The sequence below is a fragment of the Brevibacillus sp. AG162 genome (genome assembly GCF_006715575.1).
GTDB lineage: Bacteria > Bacillota > Bacilli > Brevibacillales > Brevibacillaceae > Brevibacillus > Brevibacillus brevis.
This window is the reverse complement of the sequence record NZ_VFNO01000007.1, coordinates 72,079-94,002: the sequence shown is the minus strand read 5'-3', so window position 1 is coordinate 94,002 and position 21,924 is coordinate 72,079. Positions and strand designations below refer to the sequence as shown.

Below are 21,924 nucleotides of genomic sequence, written 5' to 3'. Positions count from 1 at the left end.
GTCTGATTATTCATGCTATGATGAAGACAAGCTAGACCACGTCCGTTGGCATCGGGTATCCGATACCGTCGGGATGGGAAAGGATTGGGAACGTCGGTTTTTAACTACCATGTAGGGAGTGGAAAATGTCCATGATGATTAGCAAAGTCGGTCAAATCATGTTGTATGTCAATAATCAGGATCAAGCAGTGAACTTTTGGACCGAAAAACTAGGGTTCCGCGTTGTTTCAGAAGAGAAGAACGGTGAAATGAGATGGATTGAAATTGCTCCCGCACAAGGCGCTGAAACAAGCATCGTTCTGCACAATAAGGAATTCGTTGCGAAAATGTCGCCCGGAATGAATCTTGGCACTCCTTCGCTTCTGCTCTTTTCGGAAAATATCGAGGAATTGCGTAACGACCTCATGAATAAAAATGTGAAGGTTGGAGACATTGTTACGATGCCTTCTGGCCGCGTCTTTAACTTCGCAGACGATGAAGAAAATTACTTTGCTGTGCTGGAGAAAAAGTAAATAGAAAGAGGCGGCTGACTTGAATGGTCGGCCGCCTTTTGTTTCACGCTTTTGTTTCATGCCTCTTTAGTCGAACTTTAATTTGGACAGTGCGTCTTTCAACGCTGAGTTGATTCCTTCGTCCTGCTCCTTGTCTTGCCCCTTCAAATACTTGGCTACTTCTTTCTTCGAAACCTTGCTGCCCTTTTCCTTATCGCGACGCTCCTGGAAGGTTTTCAATTTTTCCTTGTGCCCACAAGCACAGACAAAGGTTTGTCCTTCCCCTTCTCCGCGCAGCTCCAATCTTTTGTGGCATTTTGGACATCTGGCATTGGTCTGCTTGGCAATGCTTTTGCGATAGCCGCATTCCCGATCCTGGCACACCTGCATTTTGCCGCGCTTCCCGTTTACCTCCAGCAAAAACTTATTGCACTCCGGGCACCTGCTTCTGGTCAGGTTGTCGTGCCGGAAAGTCTGATCGCTGTTCTTGATCTGTTGGACGACTTCTTTGGCGTACGTTTTCATCTCTTCGATAAACGCTCGCTTGTTCAAGCTTCCCTTGGCGATGGCACCGAGCTTTTGCTCCCATTGGGCGGTCAAGGTCGGCGACTGCATTTCATCTGGGACGAGCTCTAGCAATTGCTTGGCTTTTGCGGTGACAAAAATATGCTTGCCGCGCTTCTCTAGCAAAAAGCTGTTGAACAGCTTCTCGATCACATCCGCGCGGGTTGCTACCGTACCTAGTCCGCCTGTTTCCCCAATCGTTTTGATCAAATCCTTGCTCTCGTTCGCCATGTATTTCGCCGGGTTTTCCATCGCAGACAGCAGACTCGCTTCTGTAAATGGCTCTGGCGGCTTCGTCTCGCCCTTGGTCTGTGATATCGACTGGATTTGCAGGCGATCTCCTTTGGCAAGAGAAGGCAGGATTTGTTCCTTTACGCCGTCCTTCGCATCGTCTTCTTCCACATCGTGGTCATACGCCTCTCTCCAGCCTTGGGAGAGCACGGTTTTTCCTTTTGCCAGGAACGTTTCATTCCCGATTTTCGCCTGGATGGTTGTTTGCTCGTATTCGAAAGCAGGCAGCAAAACGGCCAGGAAGCGCTTCACGATGAGGTCGAAAATCTTGCGTTCCTTATCGCTCAAATCACCGAGAAAAACAGCTTGCTCCGTCGGGATAATCGCATGGTGGTCCGATACTTTGCTGTCATCCACGAACGATTTGCTTGCTTTGATCGGCGCACGCAGGATTCTGGCGGCGAGGGGCGCATATGGCTTCATTTGGACAGCCTTGATTCGATCCGGCAGCGTCTCGACGATATCAGCAGAGAGATAGCGAGAGTCCGTTCGTGGGTACGTCACTGCCTTGTGATGCTCATATAGCCCTTGCATGATGGACAGCGTCTGCTTTGGCGAATAGCCAAACATCCGGTTGGCATCCCGTTGCAGCTCCGTCAAATCGTACAGCTGTGGAGCATACGTCTTTTTGTGTGCACGACTAACCTCAATGATTTCAGCACTTTTCTCCTGTTTGAGAGCGGCTATTAGCTGATCAGCCTTTTCCTTGGAAAATGTTTTGAAATCCTTTGTTTGCTGATCCTGCCATTGGAGCTGAATCGGACCTTGGGCCACCGCAGACAGCCCGTAAAATGGCTTGGGCGTAAAGCGTCGAATCTCCTCTTCTCGCGTTGCCACAATAGCGAGTGTTGGCGTCTGGACACGGCCGCAAGAGAGCTGGGCGTTATGCTTGCACGTCAAGGCGCGGGTGGCATTGATTCCTACGAGCCAGTCTGCTTCTGCACGAGCAGCGGCGGAGGCAAACAAGTTTTCATAGTTTTTGCCGTCCTTCAGATTGCGGAAGCCTTCGCGGATTGCCTTATCTGTCACCGAGGAAATCCACAGGCGCTTAATTGGTTTATTCACGTGAACCAGCTCAAGAATCCACCGGGCAACGAGTTCTCCTTCCCGCCCTGCATCTGTCGCAATGACGATCTGCCCGACATCGTTGCGTCTCATTTGTTGTTTGACGACCTGGAATTGCTTGTTGCTTTCCTTGATCACGACCAAGCGCAACGGGGACGGCATAATCGGCAAATCCTCGATTCGCCACGAGCTGAATTGCTGCCCGTACGCTTCTGGATCAGCGAGAGTGACCAAATGCCCGAGCGCCCATGTCACAATATATTTATCTCCTTCAAAAAAGCCGTTTCCTTTTTTGTGACACTGCAATACTTTGGCAATGTCGCGTCCAACCGAAGGCTTTTCTGCCAGTACAACTGTTTTACTCATGTACGACATCCTTTCAAACCAATTCAACACTCTGTATCCATTGTAAACAAAAAAGCAGGAAGAAGGGGCTTAGAAATATTTCGAGAAAATAAAGTTTTAGACTCTTCGGGTTATGAAACGCTAACGGGCAAGTTCCCTTTTGAATTGGAAAAAACTTCATAAGGCTCCTTGACCATTACGTAACGTAACGGTTTATAGTGAAATTACCGGTGAAACGCTAGCTAGCGATCAAGAAAGGGGCTGATCATGAAACGACATTGGAAAGTCGGAGAACTTGCCAAAATGGCAGGAATTACGATACGAACTTTACGTTTTTACGATCAGATAGGCTTGTTTTCACCATCCGGCTATTCGCCATCCGGTTACAGACTCTACACCGAAAAGGACATTTCACGCCTACAGCAAATTTTGTCCTTAAAGGAGTTGGGGTTATCGCTGGAGCAGATTAAAGCCGGTATGACCGGAGACCAACTCAGCCTGTCAGACATTGTTACCATTCAAATAGACAGCCTGAAAGAAAGTATCCGCATGCAGCAGAAACTCTTGCACGAGCTTGAAAATGTATCGAGTCGGATGCAAAGGAATGAACCGTTTACCGTTGAGCATTTCATGAACATCATACGGACGATGAGAATGAAGCATGAGAAGTTTTTCGCCGAGAGAAAATCGAGTATGGATCGCCACCTCGACCGACTTGGTGAATATTTAGATGAGCATCCGGAAGAACCCGGACAAGGAGGTTTCGACTATGAGTGAAAGATCTGCCAAGCATTCCACATTTGTCATCGAAAGAAACTATAAGCATTCCCCTGCCCGTGTATTCGCTGCATGGGCGGGTCAAGCTGCCAAAGCCAGTTGGTTTCCTAAAGCCGACGAGTTCGACTTCCGCGTCGGCGGCCGCGAATTCAATCGCGGTGGTCCGCCTGGGGGACCCGTTTTCATATTCGATGCCTGCTATCAGGAAATCGTTGAGAATAGGCGAATTGTATACTCCTACACGCTGGATATGGAAGACAAGCGGATGTCTGTATCCGTGACGACGGTGGAATTCGATTCTGTGGATGGCGGCACGCGCTTGATCTATACCGAGCAGGGCGTTTTTCTGGACGGTCTCGATACGCCTGAACAGCGTGAGCACGGAACAAAGGTGATGTTGGATCGACTCGGAGAGGTTCTGGACGGCCAATGAAAGATGCTGCGCTTGCATCGAGTAAACGGGCCGGTTTAAACGAATGGATTGGACTTGCCGTGCTTTCATTGCCTGCACTGCTCGTTTCGATAGACTTGTCCGTCATGATTCTCGCCCTTCCTCACATAAGCGTCTCTATCGGCGCTGACAGTACAGAACAGCTCTGGATCATGGACATATACGGCTTCATGCTCGCGGGGTTTCTGATCACGATGGGCTCGCTCGGAGATCGGATCGGCCGCCGTAAGCTGCTGATGTTCGGCGCAGCGGCATTCGGTTTGGCTTCGGTGTTGGCCGCTTATTCCAGCACCTCTGGAATGCTGATTGCAGCACGGGCACTGCTCGGCATAGCCGGGGCGACGGTATCGCCTTCGTCCCTGGCTTTAATCAGCAATATGTTCCGCGATCATAAGCAGCGTTCCCTTGCCATAGGCATATGGTTCATGTGCTCCATGGGAGGCATGGCGCTTGGCCCAGTGGTCGGCGGGATGATGCTGGAGCATTTTTCATGGGGTTCGATTTTTCTACTCGGCGTTCCAGTCATGGCGCTGCTGTTGTTGACTGCGTCCCATCTTCTGCCCGAATATCGGGATCCCGCACCTGGTCATTTGGATATGACTAGCGTCATGCTGTCGATGTGCACCATTCTACCGGCAATATACGGCCTAAAGGAAATCGCTAAGCAAGGTCTACAGACTTTGCCGCTCATTGCCATCGCGGCTGGAGCTGTTTTCGGGACGTTATTCGTAAGACGGCAGCAACGGTTGGACAGTCCGCTTATGGACTTGCGCCTATTCGCAAACCCCGCCTTCCGCACGGCACTGGGCGGCATGTTCGGCATCACTTTGACAGGCGCTTCCATGCTCTTCATTGCACAGCATCTTCAATTCGTGGAAGGACTATCGCCGCTTGCGGCAGCGATGTGCATGCTCCCGGGAGTGGTTGCGTCGATGGCGGGCATGTTTTTGTCGCCGATCATCGCTCGGCGGGTCCGACCGTCGCTCCTGATCGGAGCAGGTCTTGCCATATCAGCGACTGGTTGTATTCTACTGTCCCAGGTAGAGGCGGGATCCGGGCTCTCTACCCTGATCGTCGGTTATATCTTTTTTAATGTGGGAGCAGCCCCGTTTGCGAGCTTGTCCAGCGATCTAATCATCGGCTCGGCCCCGCCGGCGAAAGCGGGTTCGGCGGCGTCCTTGCTGCAGACGAGCGGTGAATTCGCATTCGCACTTGGTATCGCTGTATTAGGCAGCATCGGAACATACGTGTACCGCACTCAAATTGCCCGCTTCATACCGAGAGATGTTACGACGTTAACATCCGGAGCCGCCCGCGAAAGTCTGGCTGGGGCAGTCTCGGCGGCTAAAGCTTTACCCGAACCTATTGGTTCAACCCTTCTTCATGGCGCCCAGATAGCCTTTACCGACGGCATGCATGCTGTTGTGGCCGTTAGCGGCGGGCTCATGATCACTATCGCCATACTCACCGTGATCAAGCTTCGGAATATCCCCCCCATCGGACAGAAAACGCCAGGTGAGATGTAATGATCCGCGGCAGTCCAGGACTTATTTTCTCGTCCTAGGCTGCCGCTGTCTCGCTTTACAAACGTAAACGCGCCAACCTTTGCCTACTACTTATACAGTGCCGCAAGCTCTGTGCTAATGTACGTACCTACCTGCTCCCCTCGACAAATCCGCGCCATGGCTCCCGGCTGGTCAAAGTTAAACACGTGCAGCGGCAATTGATGGTCTCTGGCCAAAATCATCGCGGCCTGATCCATGACACGCAAATCTCTTCTGACCACCTCGTCAAAAGAAACCTCTACATACTGCTTCGCGGTAGAATCCTTGCGCGGATCGGCCGTGTACACGCCATCTACGCCGTGCTTTGCGACCAAAAGGGCGTCCGTGCCTACCTCGAGCGCCCGCTGAACAGCGGGATAGTCAGTGGTCACATACGGTTGACCATTTCCCCCAGCGAAGATGACCACATGCCCCTTTTCCAAATGATGAACGGCCCGCAGACGAATGTACGGCTCGGCGACTGCATTGATCGGAACGGCAGTCATCACTCTGACTTCCCTGTTTACACGGGCCTTCAAAACTCCGCGCAGCATCAAGCTGTTGATGACGGTAGCCAATGTACCGATGTTGTCCGCCTCCACCCGCTCGATTCCCCATTGATCGGCCATGTTTCCGCGAAAAATATTGCCCCCGCCGATCACGATGGCTACTTCTACGCCCATATCCAGTAGAGCCAGAATCTCCCCCGCGATATGCTCCAGCTGCACAGGATCAAAGCCAAACCCGTTTTCCTTGGCTACCGCTCCACCGCTTAACTTGACCAGGACTCGTTTATACCGCATGGCGCCTCCCCCTACGTTCTATTCTTTGGAATGGATACCGTTCAACAAAAAAAGAACGAAAGCAAACATCGCCTTCGTTCTTCGAAGCAAAAAGAGTAGAATGGGAACTTCCCGCCCTTGTTATCCATTCCCATCCCCTCCTTTTTTTCACTATGGAAAACTCTTCACCATTCTATGCAAAGAAATTGGGAAAGTCAAAGGCATCGCGTTTCCCCGCTAAAATATCCTGTAGCATGCCATCAGCCGTCTTTGTGGCAAACTGGTGATCCTCTTTCGTGATAGCTCCTTTTATCAGTGCCTCGTCGAGTTCATCCTGATCAAGCAGGTATACTTCTCCTGTCGGCAGTACCACGATGTCGAGGTACAAATCGTCATACCAGATATGCCCGTCCTCATCCTTGCCATGTCCCCGGCAAATATCGATATACCATTGCACGGTATTCCCCAGCTCATCCATCATTTTCGTAACGGCATAAGCTTGACCACTGGGAAAATACTGCAAGTAAACATATCCTCGATCACCCACACACAGCGTTTTTTCCCCGACAGGCATGTAGGCAGGCTCACTTACTTCGTCCAGAGTCAGACGGACAGTGTACCCAGAGAAAGATAAAGATTCTACCCATTTTTGCTGGTAGCCCAATCGCTTCACGCGTCTCCAACCAGGTCGATCTGCTCGTTTTCGCTTCATAGCCTGCCCTCCTTCGTCGTTTTAATTGCTTTTACTCTACCACGAATTGGATCGCTTTGTCAGATAGCAAACAAAGACATGCTCAGTAGAACATGCCTAAACGGATTAACCTGCCATTTATGTTTGGGAGGAATCGTCTTTTGTTGCCAATCGACTGTGTTTGCGCCCATAAAGGAAATAGACGATCGCTCCGGCCGACAGCCAACCGAGAAAACCGACCTTTGTCAGCGTAGGCAGGTTGAAAACGAGATATCCGCAAAAGAGGACCGAGAGCAAGGGAACAAGCGGAACAAATGGAACGCGAAAAGCACGCGGTAATTGCGGATGAGTACGGCGCAGTACAACCAGTCCAATCGAGACCAAAATAAATGCAAACAGCGTTCCGATGTTGGTGAGCTGGGCCAAGCTGGAGAGGGGCAATAATCCGCCGAAGGTTGCTACTAAGGCTGCCACGACGAGCGTGCTCTTTTGTGGTACCTGTGTGCGGGGATGTACGTGCGAGAAAAGCTCGGGGAGCAAGCCATCTCGACTCATCGCAAAAAACATCCGGGCTTGTCCATACATCATGACTAACAAAACGGTCGTGATCCCGACAATGGCTCCCAGCGAAATGAAGCCTGCTACCCAGTCCTGATTGACATAGCTGAGCGCAAACGCGACCGGATTTTTGACATTCAACAATTTGTACGGAACAATCCCTGTCAATGTCAGTGAGACAGCAATGTACAAAATCGTGCACACGAGTAAGGAAGAGATGATCCCGATTGGCATGTCGCGCTGGGGATTGCGCACTTCTTCGGCCGCAGAAGACACCGCATCAAATCCGATAAAAGCAAAAAACACCGTTGCGGCACCAGTTGCTACTCCCGCAAAACCAAACGGCATGAATGGACTCCAGTTTTCCGGCTTGACATACATGACGCCAACGACGAGGAACAGGACAACTACCGCTACTTTTATTAACACCATAATGGTATTCAAGCTCGCAGACTCTCTCGTTCCCTTCATCAACAAAGCTGTAATGATGACAATGATGAGGACCGCAGGTAAATCGACGATCGTTCCTTTCGATGCATCAAACGCACTGGTGAGCGCATGCGGCAGGTGGATGTTAAACCCGGCTAGCAATCCTTGGGCATACCCCGACCATCCGCTTGCCACCGCAGCACAAGCCACTCCGTATTCGAGGATCAAGTCCCACCCGATCATCCAGGCGACAAATTCGCCAAATGCCGCATAGCTGTATGTATAAGCGCTTCCCGACACCGGAACAGTCGATGCAAATTCCGCATAGCAGAGTGCGGCAAACACACAGGCAAGTGCCGCAATAACAAAAGACAAAACAAGTGCCGGTCCAGCATGCAAGGCAGCGGCAACTCCTGTTAACACAAAAATCCCTGTTCCCATGATCGCGCCGATGCCCAGCATTGTCAGGTCAAAAGCACCCAATGACTTTTTGAGAGAGCTTTCGTTTCTATCCACCTGCTCCAGCATTTGCGCAACTGACTTTTTCCGCAGCAATTGATTTTTCCATGACATCATGTGCGACCTCCCAAGCGGGTCATTCACTTCCAACCGTGATTGAAAACAGTTGGAGTATGATCCGTTAAGAGGAAAATTATGCACAGGCGCAGCTTGGATCGGATTTTGTCAGGGCTACCTGCGCGCTAATCCGCGCCCAATGACATTGGCGGAAACAGGCGCAATCCCGAGCTCTCTCGCCCAAATGGACAACTGTCCCATGTGATGAATCTCGTGGGCGATGACATGGCGCAGCAACTCTCCCTTCGTGTACACTTCATCATCCCAGGCTACCTTTACTGATTCGTTCTCCATCTCGTCTGACCAATTCTCGATGAAATCTCGCAACTCTACGCGCCAGGCATCTGACATTGCTTTTACCTTTTCCAGAGACTTCTGCGTTTCGTATGCCACCTGAATATCCGGCTTTCCTTGTACGCCCCGAAGCCAGCTATACTCAACATCAGCAATGTGAAACAAAGTATACAAAATCGTGCCAGCCCCACCTGTGCGCTCTCGCAGCAATTCTTCTGGTGTTAACTGCTTACACCATTCCATCCACTCGTCCCGTACCTGCCAGTTATATTGGAAAAACATCTTCATCGAGTTCACTCCTTATCTATTTGAGTAGATGAGTAGGAAAATTCTAACTAATAATAGCACATACGTTCTTATAATGTGAGATTTTTAGTGGTCTTCTAACAGTAGTGGTCGGTGAAGCCCTGCCACATGTTTTCCAGCCGCCTGTATCCTCTCTTCGTTCGGGCGGTCTCCTTCCAAACATGTGACAGTGCTTTCGTATAGCTTTGATCCTCTTCTGGCTCTTAAAACATAATGAGGGACAGTTCAAAGCAGCTTCCTTGAATTCTTTTAACCAAAAGCCGCGTGGGAAGAAGCGTATTTCCAGTCCAAGCGCCTCTGGAGCCCACCTCAGCGCAGGAAAAAATGGCGGGGAATTTCAGCTTCACTTATGAACTACCTCCTCGAAACTTCTACGTTTGAAGCGCTCCCGCCATTTATTCCGGAGCGGACAGTCAATTCCCCCTTGCAGGGCGTAGGCCGAAGCGAAGACTGGAAATGCGCTTCTTCCCCCACCACAGCAGCTCTAATAAACAAAAAGACCGCCAGAGCTATTGCCCTGACGGTCTAACATACTAATCCATACTTTCATCCGAAAACGAAAGAGAGAATCCACCTGAGAGCAAATAAAGATAACTAGACACGTTCCCTTTTGGCTTGATGATCTGCTTGATTGCCCGGACATATAGCCTGATCTGGCCTTCGTATCTTCTTTTCATCTCTTCGATGGCTGCGGCAGTCGCCTCTTTTGCCATCCAATCTGTCTTGAAATCGATCAGGACGAGGCTTCCATCCTGCTCCTCCAACAGGCAATCAATGACCCCTTGGACGACAACCTGCTCGTCGCTCTCTTCACCTAACTCCGCTTCTATTTCATAAGCAGGAATCACGAGGGTAAATGGCAGTTCACGATGCACGACCGCCGCCGACTTCATTCGCTGCCCCAAAGGATCAGCGAAGAATCGGGCGATCTGGGGAACATCTACTGCTTGTACCTGCTCGTCAGTCAAAAAGCGGCGTGCCGCGAGTGCCGCCACCTGCTCCCGAATATCCGCTTCATCCAGCGGACGTTTCAAATCGAGATGCTGGAACACTAAGTGCGTGATGGTTCCTTTTTCTGCTGCTGTCAGTCGATTGGATTTTTGCCCAGACAAAAACTTTGGCTTTTCCGTAATGGACGGCAGCGTGAGTGGCTGTCCGCCTTTGCTGACTTTTGCATGTCGCTTTAGTTCGCTGACGCTCCATTTCGCAGCTACGCGTGGCGCAATTGGATGCGGGTCCTGCCATCCTAATCTCTTGTCGACAATCTCTCGCAAAGTGTCATCAGACGGTCGTTCCGCGATCGCCTCTCGTCTGGTCATTCGCTCCCACAGAGACGCATCGTCGTTGGTTGACTCTCCTTGGGCACGGAGCTCATCTGCCTGATAGAAGTGAAACGACCAAACCGAATCATCCGGCACACTTCTGACTCTCACGATTTCTCCTGAGCCTTGTTGCTCTGGATATGCCCGCAGCAATCCCGCACCAGGATGTCGCAGCATCGCACGCCCCACCCAGTCTAGGTATCCTTTTGCCTGAATCAAGTCTTCGTCACTGAGTCGCTCGCTGTCATCCTGTCTGCCCCAGTCCGTCACACTTTTTGCGAGATCCTTGGATGAACCGACAAGAATGAGCTTCTCGCGTGCACGCGTCAAAGCCACATAAAGCACACGCATTTCCTCTGCCAGCATATCCCGACGCAGCTTTTGCCGGATGCCCAGCGCAGCCAGACTCGGATAGCGCAGTTGCAAGGAGGGCTCAACAGCCATCGGGCCAAAGCCCAAATCTTTATGCAGCAAAAACTGGCTTTTCAAATCCATCGTATTAAACTGCTTGCCCATACCCGCCACAAAAACAACCGGGAACTCGAGCCCCTTACTTTTGTGGATCGTCATGATGCGTACGACATCCTCGTTTTCCCCGATGGTTCTTGCTTCGCCCATATCATTGCCCGCTTCTTGAAGGCGATCGACAAAACGCAAAAAGCGGAACAAACCACGATAGGAGCCAGCTTCGTATTGCCTCGCACGATCATAGAGCGCACGCAAGTTGGCCTGTCGCTGCTGACCGTTTTCCAGAGCCGCCACATAATCGAGATAGCCCGTCTCCCGGTACAGCATCGTCAGCAGCTCCGATAAAGCACCTCTGCGAGCCTCTGTTCGCCATAGATCCAATCGGCCAAAAAACTGTCGCAGCCTTCTCTCCCACGACTCTTGGGCCGGGCGCTCTTCTGCATATTGGAGTACGGCTTGGTGAAACGGCCCTGTCGCGTAGTGAATGCGGATTTGAGCAAGCTGCTCCTCTCGCAAGCCGACGATAGGAGACCGCAATACAGCTGCCAATGGAATGTCTTGGAGCGGGTTGTCGATGACCCGCAGCAAGGAGAGCATCGTTTCTACCTCTGTCGCCGCGAAATAACCCGCAGTCTGCTCGGCATACACGGGAATTCCTGCCGCGTGCAGCTCTTCTTGCATCGTTTGCCCCCAGCCTGAGGTCGCACGAAGCAAAATAACGATATCGCGATAGGCCAGCGGGCGCATTCCCCCAGCCTTTTTATCGAAAACGAGCAGCGGTTCTTCTCCCTCGCCTGGCTCCATCCAGCGACGAATACGGCTGGCAATTAGTCGTGCTTCCAGCTGTGCAACACTTGCTTCCTCTGCGGACTCTCCCTCGGGAATACCTGCTTCGCCCTCATCTGTCCCCTCTGCAACTACCGCCTGTCCTTCTTCTGCTATTGCTGTATTCCGGTCGATCAAATGCATCTCTGCCTGCAAACGGTTCGGCTGTGCTTCTGGATAAGACGCACGGTTGATCAGCTCCGCCGAAGGATCATAACCGATCTCACCTACCCCGTGAGACATGATCTGACGAAACAAAAAGTTGACGGCATCTACGACTTCCCTTCTACTGCGGAAGTTCGCCGCCAGATCGATACGCCGACCGATGCACGTTTCGTCAGCATCCCCATCTTTTTGATAGGTCACATATTTTTCGAGAAACAGCTTCGGCTCTGCCAAGCGGAACCGATAAATACTCTGCTTCACATCCCCTACCATGAAGCGATTCGCTGGCTGACCATTCGTTCCGTCTCGGGAAACCATTTGCAAGATTGTCTCCTGCACGAGGTTGATATCCTGATATTCGTCTACCAGCACTTCAGCGAATTGTTCGCGCAATTGGGCAGATATAGACGAAGGAACAGTCTCCCCGGACTCATTCGTTTCGGTTAGAATGCGCAGAGCCAGATGCTCCAAGTCGCCAAAATCGACTATGCCGCGCGAGCGCTTCTCCAATTGAAAAGCATCCGAAAATGCTGTCACCAGTCTTGCCAATGTCTGCATGTGAGGAGCAATCCGCTGCAAATCTGCGACGTACTGCTCGGCTGTCGTAGAAAAGTATTGCTCGATTTGCTCTGCCAGTTCCTTTTTCACGCTGTTTCGCAGGTCCTGCACCTGTTCCTTCACGAGCGGATCTGTGCCTTTCACTGGAGGCAGCTTGGCAAATACAACCCCCCGAACAGCTTCGACGGTCGCTTCCCAACCATCTCTGCAAGCCGCTCCTGCACGCTGCAGGGCAGCTGCTTCCGCCTCAAGCAAAGGCAAATAGCCAGCAGGCCCTTCCGGTGAGCCCGCCAAAAGAACCGCCCTGCGCATCTTAGCCGTCATTCCACCGAGTGCCAGCTCCACAGAACGCAGCACGCTTCTGGTCCACTCCAGCCCGTCCAAACCGTTTTTATCGTGAACCGCAAACATTCCGGCCGCTTCTCCGAGCCATTGTTCTGGTGCCGGATGACTGCGCGAAAACTCATACAGCCTGAGCAGCAGTAGGGTGAGGGCATGATCGTCCTGACCGTCCAGCATCACATCAGCTAATGCATGAAAATCAGCGTCGTTTTCGTACCAGCTCTCCAGCTGTTCCTCCAAGACATCCTGCCGCAAAAGCTCCCCTTCCATCTGATCGGCTATGCGAAAATCAGGATCGAGTTCAATCAGATAGTAATACTGGCGCAAAATACCCAAGCAAAACGAGTGAAGTGTCGTAATCGTCGCCCGCTGGAGCAGTGCCAGTTGTCTTCGCAGATGAGAAGAGTGCGGGTCATCTTTCAATGCCTTTCGCAATGCATCGCCAATCCGGTGACGCATCTCTGCCGCTGCCGCATTGGTAAAGGTCACCACCAACAGCTGATCGACTCCAACCGGGTCCTTCTCGTCCATGATGCGTCGGATAATCCGCTCAACCAGGACGGAGGTTTTCCCAGAGCCTGCCGCCGCTGCCACCAGGAGATTATTCCCGCGCTGGATAATCGCTTGCCATTGCTCGTCCGTCCATTGTTCAGGCTTGGCCTGCAATTGTTGATCCGCCATCGGTCATTCCTCCTTCTCCTGCCATCTGCTGCTCTGCCAGCATGCTCCATATTTGCTTGTTGTTCCATTTGGCAAGCTGTCGGTGCTCATTCCCGCCTGCATCTCCGTCGAACTTGCATACTGGCCTGTACGAACAGTAATCGCAAGCGGTCATCGTCCCGTTTGTGTATGGTTCGATCTGGATTTCCCCGTTGGTCATGCGCGTACTGATTTGCTTCACAGTATCGCGAACATAGGAAGTCAAGGCTTGGAACTGCTCGGCTGTTGCCACGGATGATCGTGACGAAAGCGTTCCGTCCTTTTTGATTTCAAATGGCACCAGCTCTGACGCCCCTTGCTCTACATAGCCATCCATCATTCGTGCCAGCTCTGGGTCTGCGAGCATCAAGCCTTTCATGCGCAATCGCTTTGCCCGCTCCTTTGCCGCTTCGTCAGCTGTTAGCATGCGTTTTGCCGTCACAAAAGGATCGGCTACCTGATAGTAGAAAACGCCTCCCATTTCGGCTTTTTTCCCCAGCCATTCCTCGGCATTTGCCACGACAACATCGAGATAGACGAGCAGTTGCAAGTTCAGGCCATTCCAAACGTCGGAGAGAGACAGCTGCTTGGGACTGGACTTGTAGTCAATCACGCGCAAATACGGGACCTCACTATCCAGTGATTGGTCAACGCGGTCAATCCGTCCGATTAGCTGAAGCTCCACCCCATTTTCTAGCGTTAAAGCCAATCCCGGCAAATCTGAATTCGGCCCAAACGAAACCTCCAGTCCTACTGGTGCAAAACGGCTGCGCTTCGCATGCTCCCCGAGTACGTAAATCGCGCGGCCAACTGCTCGCTTCAGCTTGCCGGACAAATAACGATACCGGGCTGTCCGAGTCAAAATGCTGCTGCGAGTCGCAGGAACCAGTTCTTCTACAACCACGTTTGCCAGCTGCATGCTATTGTCTTCCGTCAGCTTGCTCCACTCCAGATTGTCTTCGTTCATTTTTTCAACGGCTCGCTTGAGTGAAGCGTGGAAAAGTTCCCCCACATCGAAACGCTCCAGCTTGTACATCGTTCTCTCCGCCAATCTGAGACCGTGGGAAGAGAAATGCGAGAACGGACATGACTGGAATCGCTCGAGACGAGACACGCTCATTTTCAGTTGTTTGCCGTACAAGGTCGTGCTCGTTTCCAAATCCAGCTCCTGCGGTCGATTGAAGTAACGCAAGCCGGACAACAGCCACTGTTCCCGTTTGACATCGGGAGAAGCGCGAATATACCAGTCGTATACCTCCCACCAGAAGTCTGGCAGCTCTCCTGTTTTCTTCATCGATCGCAATAGCGTCAAAAGATGGCGGAACACACGTCTCGGATGTCCGAGCAGGAATGCATCTGTCTCGTGCTGCCCCGTCGGTTCATTGTAAAAAACCTGATGCGGGATATCCGGCAGTACTTCCCGGATGCGGGTAAACACAGAGGAAGGCAACAGGGCCTTGCCCTCTTCATCTGCCAACGCGCAGCTCAGGATCAGCCTCTCCGACGGTCTCGTCATCGCCTGGTACAGCAAGTAAGGCTCAGCCATCAGCCGTTGCTTCGCACTCGGTGCGAGAGACATGCCCATTTCAGCCAGTCGCTCACGCTCTGCCTCATCCAAAATTCCTTCTTCTTTTGGACGCAACGGAATAATGCCCTCGTTTACGCCAAGCAAAAACAGAGCTTTGACATCCGGTTGACGAGAGCGCTCCATGGCCCCGATCAGCACTTGATCCAGCGCCGGGGGAACAAGTCCCAATTCAATCGTCTCCAGACCGCTGTCGAGCACACGGGCAAATGTCGCCAGGTCCATGCTCTCGTCGCCCATGACCTCCACGACCTGATCCATCAGCTCGATCAATCCTGTCCATACTTGTCCGTGCACCTGTGCCGCATCGAGATCACCGTTATTTTCTGCCTTTCGCTGCCAATTCTCCAGCTTGTTAGGCACATCCAACGCGATCAGAAGGTTGTACAGGGCAAGGGTCATCTCCTGTACGTTTTTGCCCGTTGCTTGCTTCATCTCTTGTTCAAAGGCCAAGAGCGGCGCTGCGTATTTGCGTCTCAACTCATCGATTTTCGCGTCTTCCTCAGCGCCTGCTTGCCCACGGAAATGCCAAGCAGATTCTTCTGCCCATTGATAGCCAAAGACACCATGAGCCAGCACGTAGTTTTCCAGTCGGTCGATTTCCTTCCGGGCTGTATGCTCATCGGTGATATCCAGCAGGAGCAGGTCTGTTTTCAAGCAGCGGAAAACAGCGTCGTACCGCCACCTCGTAACAATGACCTCCAATGCCGATCGCACCAGCTCCACCAAGGGATGGTGCATGACGGAGCGCTTCTGGTCCAAGAAGTGCGGGATGCCGTATTCGGTAAACACAGCCGAAATCTCATCAGCGTACGTCCCGATTTCCCGAAGCAAAATCGCCATGTCCTTCCAGCGATACCCCTCTTCTCTCGACAGAAGCAGGAGCTTCAACGCCACAGCCTCTACCTCTGCACGCCTGTTCACTGCGGAGAGCATCGTCACTTCGTCCGCACGTCCGGGCTGATCCGGGATCGGCGGGTCCCCCCATTGGAAATACACTTGTTCGACCTGACGCAGCCACGGACTGCTCTTGAATCGCTGTGCCTCGGTCAATAAAAGCGGCTTGGCGATCGATACACCCGATTCACGCGCCATCAGTGTCAAGGCTTGGTACGTTCGCAGCGTAGGGTGGAATAGCCCCAGTTCATCCACGGAGGCATCACGTTCATTCGGGTCAAGCGTCAGCGCAATCGTCACGTGCTTAGCGTGCTGCATCAACTGCTCGATCAAGCGCAGCTCTTGATTCGTAAACCCGGTAAAGCCATCAATAAATATTTCAGCTTGCTTGATGTACATGGAATCACGCACCATCGTTGCCACTCGGTTCAGGATGTCGTCCGCATCACAATACCCCTCTGACAAGTAAGCCTCGTACGCATTCATAATCAAGCGAAGGTCATGTATTTTTTGATTGAGATTGGCCCCTCCCCACTCCACATTCTCGGAATGGGTGAAGGAAACACCATACGACTTGCACTCGCTAATCAAGCGACCGAGCTGAGAAGCGAACCCAGGCTGTGTGGCCGAACGTCCGAATACATTCAGCTCTTCCTTGTGTCGCTCCAAAAGCATACGCAAAACCATATGTTTACCCAGATCGTCAACAGGCACGGTAGTCAGATCGCCCAGCTCCTGCATGAGCCTGTGAGCCAATCGACCGAAGCTAAGCACTTGTGTCCCCATCACACCGCCTAGCTCTGGCAGTGTGGCGAGCGCATACTCTTCCTGAAAGCTGGCCTGTTCTGGCACGAGCAGAATCATAGGCGAACCCAACGGCTTTTCCCGCAGCCGGGCTTGCATCTGCCGATGAATCGATTCTGTCTTCCCCGTTCCTGCCCGTCCCAGTATAAATTGGACTGCCATGATTTTTCCCCTTCCCTACTCCATTTCCAGATGCAGCATGCTGCCTTTTCCCATCGGTTCTGCAGGTGTCACGACCAGACGACGCGGCATGCGCACACGTATTTCCGGTACGTGGCTAATGACCCCGATGGTGAAATCGTCCATGCGCAGTCGCTCAAGCGCATCCATAACGACTTCCAAAAGCTCCGGATCGAGTGTCCCAAAGCCTTCATCCAGGAAGAAAAACTCCAGGCGCCCGCCACGCATTTGAATCTCCATCGACAGGGCAAGAGCCAGCGACAAGGAGGTCAGGAATGTTTCCCCGCCAGACAATGTGCTTACTGGACGGCGCATTCCTCCAGCTCCCTCATCCCTCAAAACAAATTCGCCCTCGTCGCCGATTTCCAGCCCGTAACGGTTGGCGGTCATCCGCTTCAGGTGATAGGAAGCGTCTCTTGCGATTGATACCAGTTTTTCCTCCGCAATGAACTGGACAAACGCCTTGGCTTCGAACAACTTTTTCAACTCTTCCAAGCGGCTCTGCTCATCCTGCTGCTGTACCATCTCTTTATGAAGCTCTTGCCATTTGTCATGATTTTTTTCCATGCGATCCACGTGCTCTTTGGCGACAGCGACATGCTTTTGCGCCTCCTGGAAGGCTTGCTCCCACTGATCCCACGCCTCTTTTGCAGTGGTGAGCTCTTCTTGCGTAAACGAACGGCCTGCTATTGCTTGCTGCAGCCTTTCTTCCTCGTAACGAAGCTGCCCTGCAATTCGTGTGTAAGCCTCGACTTGCTCCTGTGCCTGTGGCAATTGCTCGCGCTCTGCGTACCGTTCCCGTACATACTCGACCGTACCGAGATCAGTTTCCTGCAAGGCTTGGTACAATGTCTCGTGAGCTTCCGTGCGTTGCCGTGTGAGGATAGTCAGCGTCTCCGAATACTTGACCAGATTGTTTTGCACCGTTTCCCGCGCCTCGGCGGTCTCTTTGCGCTTTGTCTCTGCCAGCGTGACTGCCTGACGCAAATCGTTAAGCGTATTCTCTACCCGCATCAAACACTCCTGCGCAGTAAGTCCTCCCGTGCGTTCCAGCCATTGAGCATGCTTTTGTTCCCACATGCGCTTTCTATCTTCAAGCTTTTCCTTCAGCGCCGCTTCCCGTGATTTGCCCTCTACCTTGCGGGACTTGGCGGCTTCTACCTGCATCATCAGCTTTCCGCGCAGCGCTTCTTTCTCTGATCGTACCTGCTGCAGTTCTGCCAATCGGCGATCTGATTTTCCGATTTCCTCGTACCGCTGTTCGATTTCCTCGATAGGAAGTTCATTGCGCTTCGCGTCCAGCTCTTCTCTGGAATGCTTTTCTTGCATGGATGCAGCGTCCAGGCGAGCTTTATTCTCATCGATTGCCTTCTGCGCCTGCTCGAGCAACAGCGCGCTCCGCTCCATTAAGCGTTTCTTTTCCGCTTCTTCCTCACGCAAGGCCTCCAGCTGCTGCTGCAATTGCTCACGCTCTGCTCTAAGTCGCTCTCTCTCCGCTTGCTTGGCGATCAGTTCTTTTTCCTCGCGCTGATAGACGGCGAGAAGCTCTTCAAAAGAATCCACGATCCAAGGCTGTCCGTACCCTCGGCACTCTGCCTTGATCGCTTCCAAGCGCGCTTCCAGCTGTTCCTGTTCAGCCTTTGCGCTTGCTAGGCGCTCATCAAAAGCAGCAAGTGCCCCCTTTGCTGCCAACCAGGCTTCCTTGGTCTTGCCTGCTTCTTGTTCAGCCGTACGCAATGCCTCTTCTGACTCTTTGATTCGAGCACGCAGGTCATCACCCTCCGTTCCCGCTTCAGACGCTTTTGTATGGTTCTGGTGGCCGTGTGGGTGGTGTTCGGAACCACATACCGGACACTCCTTGCCTTCCTCTAAACGTTCTCGCAAAAATCGCGCCATATTTTCCTGCTGCCAGCGTTCCCATTCCTGGCGCAGCTCATCTCGTTGGGCCAGGTAACTTTTCACAAGTGCTTCGCTTGCCTCTACTGCCCGAGTCAGCTCTTGATTGCGCTCATCCAACTGCTTACGCTCCTGGACGATGTGCTGCGACTTCTCCTGCCATGATGAGAAAGCCTGCAATACTTCCCGCCACTGGCGACCTACCTGCTTCATGTCAGCCAGTACATTTCTTGCTTTCTCCCATTCTGCTTCGCTCATCAAAGCCGAGTCGGCTGGTGCTGTCAGCTCTTCTCTTTTTTGTGCCAATCGATTCGCACACGCTTCCCAGCTGCGCTTGTGCTCATCAGCAGTATGAGTTGTCGACTGGATGTGCTCTTGTGCTGCGAGTTGTTCTTTTTCCAGCTCACGTACCTTGGCATGGTCCCTCTCCCACTGCTGCTTCGCTTCTCTGGCTGCCGCTATTTGGGATCGCCATTCAGGAGAGATCGTGACCTGCTTCATCTGTTCTTGCAGATCCGCCCACGCAAGCTCCCAGTTTTTTAAGTCGGCTTCATCCTTTTCCAGCTGTTGTTCTGTGTTGGTCAAGGCGACTGACACTTCATTCCACTCTCGCTCCAGACCTGTCCACTCTTCCCGGATCGCCTTTAGCTCCTCTTCCCACTCCTGTGCCTGTACCAGCCTGCCTTTTTGCTGAATCAGTAACGGCTCCTGTACAGCCAACTCGGCATGAACCTTCTGATACGCTTGCTCTGCCTCATCTACGGCCAAACGAGCACTCTCCTGTTGTTCGCGGCTGCGTTCCAATGCCGCACCGGTCGCATGCCATTCCTGATCCAAACGCTCATATTGCTGGAGTAATGGCCACAGTCGAATACTCGACTCCCATTTGCGAATCTTCGCGGTTAGAGATGCCATTTCCGCTTCATTTGCTTCCTGCTGCTGTAGTTGTATCTGGACCTGCAATAGCTCCTGATGCCACTGGTTAAGCTGCTCCAGCTCCTTGAGCTTCCCTGCCAGCTCCTGTTTTTGCTGGGTGAATTCCTGTTCTTTTTGCGCTGCTTCCTCCCACGTTTGTCTCGCCAGCTCCAAGGCTTCCGGCCCTGCGTCACCCAAAGCTGCACTCGCCAGTTGCAAACGATGCATCTGTTCCTTGACCTGCTCTAACGCATGCCGTACGCGCTCGCTCAGCTTTTCCCCATAAATATGTAGGCGGAACATCCGTTGCAGCATTTCATTGCGCTCACTGCCCTTCAGCGTCAAGAAGCGGGAAAATTGACCCTGTGGCAAAACGACCGCCCGGGTAAAGTCCTGCAAAGTGAGACCAATCAGTGCCTCAATTGCGGCTGTCGCGGACGTGGCCTTGGACTCCAATACGACATCCGGCTCTCCGGTCAAGGCTCCCGATTGAATCAGCCTCACTTCCGGCTGTCGCTTGTTTCCCTTTTTATCCAGGCCAAATTCCCGTTCCACCGTGTATTGTTTGCGTTCATCGCCAGTCCCCAGCTCAAAGGTAAAGGAAACGAAAACGCGCTGCTCCAGCTGGTTCAGCACTTCTTTCGGGTGGTTTCCCCCGCCCAACCGGACGACCTGCCCGTACAACGCAAGCGTGATCGCGTCCAAGATCGTCGATTTCCCGCTTCCAGTCGGGCCGAATATCCCAAACAGTCCCGCCTGACATAGCATTTCGAAATCGACCTCTTGCATTTCTCGGTAGCTGTGCATCCCTGCCAGCTTCAAACGTATCGGTCTCACTCTTCTTCCCCCTCTCCTCCGGTTTCGGCCAATAGACGCTGGAACAAGGCCACCAGCTGCTCATCCGGCTCTGCTCCCCGTCTTCGTTCATAGAAGCGTTTGAACAATTGATCGGACGAAAGCTCTGTCAGCTCGACCCGCTGTTCCTCTTCCTCCTCACGCTCTTCCCTCACGACAACACGCTGTATTTTCAAGAAATCATCCGAAAGCTTGCGGACACGCTGAAATTCTGCCGGGTCGATCACGCCAGACACATGCAGCTCCAAATCAATCCACGCCCCTGCATCGCGTCCCTCTGCCAACCAGCGCTCTACCTGCTCGATTCCCTCCGTCGCCTTCCAACGTGCCAATGGCCGTGCGCTCGTCAAATAAATGATCTCCTCACGCACTTCTTGCCCTGGCTCTACCTCGACCAGTACGACTGCCTTGCTCTGACCAGCTTCGGAAAAGCTGTACGAAATCGGGGAGCCGCTGTAACGCACCAACGGCTTGTCGCTGAGCTTTTGCAGTCGATGGAGATGGCCGAGCGCCACATAATCAGCGTTCTTCGGAAAAGCCTGCGGCGATACAGTCAACGCTCCCCCAATTTGAATCGGTCGCTCGGAATCTGTTTCCTTGCCGCCCATGACAAACAAGTGACTCGTGACCAGGTTGACCGTATCCTCGCGAAAATGAACAGACAGTTCAGCAAGCAATTGCGCAATGCGCTCGGAAAAAGCAAGTTGCATCTGCTCCTGGGTAAAGCTTTCGCTCAACAGCTCCTTTAATCGCGATTCAGAAGGATAAGGCAATGCCAAAATTACCGCATTCGCGGCGCAGCCAGGAATCTTCATTTCCAGCCAAGAAGGGCCTCCCTGCACAATTTGCACGCGATCAGGCGATGCTTCCTGTGTGAGAAGTGGTGCTTCCTTTGGCAACCCCAGCAAAACGATCCCGTGCTTTGTGGCTAGCGGTGCTGCAGCTCGAACCCGCTCAGGCTGGTCATGGTTCCCCGCGATCACGGCAACACCCCGCCTGCCTTCTGAAGACAAACGCTCTAATGCATCATAAAAAAGCTCTTCCGCCCAAGCAGGCGGATTGACCGAATCATACACGTCCCCAGCAATGAGCACCAAATCCACTTGACGCTCATCCGCTATGTGACAAAGCTCGTCCACAAATGCCGCTTGCTCAATACGGCGGTCCCGCCCTTCCAGCTGCCGACCGAAATGCCAGTCGGCTGTATGTAATATCCGCATAACTACTATCACTCTCCACGATCATGTGT

The 21,924-nt window shown here is 52.5% G+C and carries 13 protein-coding genes; 4 read left to right on the top strand and 9 right to left on the bottom strand.

Annotated features, from left to right (window positions below; all coding sequences use genetic code 11):
- The first annotated feature begins 134 nt into the window (after positions 1 to 134).
- A complete protein-coding gene (locus FB479_RS20645) occupies positions 135 to 512 on the top strand; it encodes a VOC family protein (protein WP_173617000.1) in 378 nt (125 codons plus the stop codon).
- A gap of 66 nt (positions 513 to 578) precedes the next feature.
- On the opposite strand, the gene FB479_RS20640 is transcribed toward FB479_RS20645, so the two are convergent.
- Entirely contained in the window at positions 579 to 2,777 is a 2,199-nt protein-coding gene (locus tag FB479_RS20640) for a DNA topoisomerase III (RefSeq protein WP_142066548.1), read from the bottom strand.
- A gap of 246 nt (positions 2,778 to 3,023) precedes the next feature.
- On the opposite strand from FB479_RS20640, the gene FB479_RS20635 reads away from it, so the two are divergent.
- Genes FB479_RS20635 through FB479_RS20625 form a run of 3 tightly spaced genes read left to right on the top strand, consistent with a single transcriptional unit; the run spans position 3,024 to position 5,510 of the window.
- A complete protein-coding gene (locus FB479_RS20635) occupies positions 3,024 to 3,533 on the top strand; it encodes a MerR family transcriptional regulator (RefSeq protein ID WP_142066547.1) in 510 nt (169 codons plus the stop codon).
- Positions 3,526 to 3,966, top strand: a complete 441-nt coding sequence (locus FB479_RS20630; RefSeq protein ID WP_106656192.1) for an SRPBCC family protein — start codon at positions 3,526 to 3,528, stop codon at positions 3,964 to 3,966. Before FB479_RS20635 ends, FB479_RS20630 begins: the two co-directional genes overlap by 8 nt.
- Positions 3,963 to 5,510 carry an MFS transporter gene (locus FB479_RS20625; RefSeq protein WP_142066546.1) on the top strand — a complete coding sequence of 516 codons (1,548 nt, stop codon included), beginning with the start codon at positions 3,963 to 3,965 and terminating at the stop codon, positions 5,508 to 5,510. Before FB479_RS20630 ends, FB479_RS20625 begins: the two co-directional genes overlap by 4 nt.
- An 86-nt stretch (positions 5,511 to 5,596) precedes the next feature.
- Here FB479_RS20625 and pyrH read toward each other — a convergent pair whose 3' ends face one another.
- The 8 genes from pyrH to FB479_RS20585 all read right to left on the bottom strand — a co-directional run bounded on the left by pyrH (position 5,597) and on the right by FB479_RS20585 (position 21,895).
- Entirely contained in the window at positions 5,597 to 6,331 is a 735-nt protein-coding gene (pyrH, locus tag FB479_RS20620) for a UMP kinase (RefSeq protein ID WP_106656299.1), read from the bottom strand.
- A gap of 172 nt (positions 6,332 to 6,503) precedes the next feature.
- Positions 6,504 to 7,022, bottom strand: coding sequence for a ribonuclease FAU-1 family protein (locus tag FB479_RS20615; RefSeq protein ID WP_142066545.1), 519 nt, complete (start codon positions 7,020 to 7,022; stop codon positions 6,504 to 6,506).
- Between the two features lie 117 nt (positions 7,023 to 7,139).
- Positions 7,140 to 8,561 carry a branched-chain amino acid transporter BcaP gene (gene bcaP, locus FB479_RS20610; protein ID WP_142066667.1) on the bottom strand — a complete coding sequence of 474 codons (1,422 nt, stop codon included), beginning with the start codon at positions 8,559 to 8,561 and terminating at the stop codon, positions 7,140 to 7,142.
- A gap of 117 nt (positions 8,562 to 8,678) precedes the next feature.
- Positions 8,679 to 9,146, bottom strand: coding sequence for a DinB family protein (locus FB479_RS20605; RefSeq protein ID WP_142066544.1), 468 nt, complete (start codon positions 9,144 to 9,146; stop codon positions 8,679 to 8,681).
- Positions 9,147 to 9,697: 551 nt separating this feature from the next.
- Positions 9,698 to 13,525 (bottom strand): helicase-exonuclease AddAB subunit AddA, encoded by a 3,828-nt coding sequence (gene addA / locus FB479_RS20600; protein ID WP_142066543.1) that lies wholly within the window; start codon positions 13,523 to 13,525, stop codon positions 9,698 to 9,700.
- Positions 13,494 to 16,991, bottom strand: a complete 3,498-nt coding sequence (gene addB / locus FB479_RS20595; protein ID WP_142066542.1) for a helicase-exonuclease AddAB subunit AddB — start codon at positions 16,989 to 16,991, stop codon at positions 13,494 to 13,496. The genes addA and addB overlap by 32 nt, the downstream gene beginning before the upstream one ends.
- Before the next feature lie 15 nt (positions 16,992 to 17,006).
- Entirely contained in the window at positions 17,007 to 20,657 is a 3,651-nt protein-coding gene (locus FB479_RS20590; RefSeq protein ID WP_142066541.1) for an AAA family ATPase, read from the bottom strand.
- Positions 20,654 to 21,895, bottom strand: a complete 1,242-nt coding sequence (locus tag FB479_RS20585) for an exonuclease SbcCD subunit D (protein WP_142066540.1) — start codon at positions 21,893 to 21,895, stop codon at positions 20,654 to 20,656. The genes FB479_RS20590 and FB479_RS20585 overlap by 4 nt, the downstream gene beginning before the upstream one ends.
- Positions 21,896 to 21,924: the final 29 nt, after the last annotated feature.

Bases quoted from the DNA above. Each gene is read 5' to 3' on its own strand.
- FB479_RS20645 (WP_173617000.1), top strand. From the start codon at position 135: ATGATTAGCAAAGTCGGTCAAATCATGTTGTATGTCAATAATCAGGAT.
- FB479_RS20640 (WP_142066548.1), bottom strand. From the start codon at position 2,777: ATGAGTAAAACAGTTGTACTGGCAGAAAAGCCTTCGGTTGGACGCGAC.
- FB479_RS20635 (WP_142066547.1), top strand. From the start codon at position 3,024: ATGAAACGACATTGGAAAGTCGGAGAACTTGCCAAAATGGCAGGAATT.
- FB479_RS20630 (WP_106656192.1), top strand. From the start codon at position 3,526: ATGAGTGAAAGATCTGCCAAGCATTCCACATTTGTCATCGAAAGAAAC.
- FB479_RS20625 (WP_142066546.1), top strand. From the start codon at position 3,963: ATGAAAGATGCTGCGCTTGCATCGAGTAAACGGGCCGGTTTAAACGAA.
- pyrH (WP_106656299.1), bottom strand. From the start codon at position 6,331: ATGCGGTATAAACGAGTCCTGGTCAAGTTAAGCGGTGGAGCGGTAGCC.
- FB479_RS20615 (WP_142066545.1), bottom strand. From the start codon at position 7,022: ATGAAGCGAAAACGAGCAGATCGACCTGGTTGGAGACGCGTGAAGCGA.
- bcaP (WP_142066667.1), bottom strand. From the start codon at position 8,561: ATGTCATGGAAAAATCAATTGCTGCGGAAAAAGTCAGTTGCGCAAATG.
- FB479_RS20605 (WP_142066544.1), bottom strand. From the start codon at position 9,146: ATGAAGATGTTTTTCCAATATAACTGGCAGGTACGGGACGAGTGGATG.
- addA (WP_142066543.1), bottom strand. From the start codon at position 13,525: ATGGCGGATCAACAATTGCAGGCCAAGCCTGAACAATGGACGGACGAG.
- addB (WP_142066542.1), bottom strand. From the start codon at position 16,991: ATGGCAGTCCAATTTATACTGGGACGGGCAGGAACGGGGAAGACAGAA.
- FB479_RS20585 (WP_142066540.1), bottom strand. From the start codon at position 21,895: ATGCGGATATTACATACAGCCGACTGGCATTTCGGTCGGCAGCTGGAA.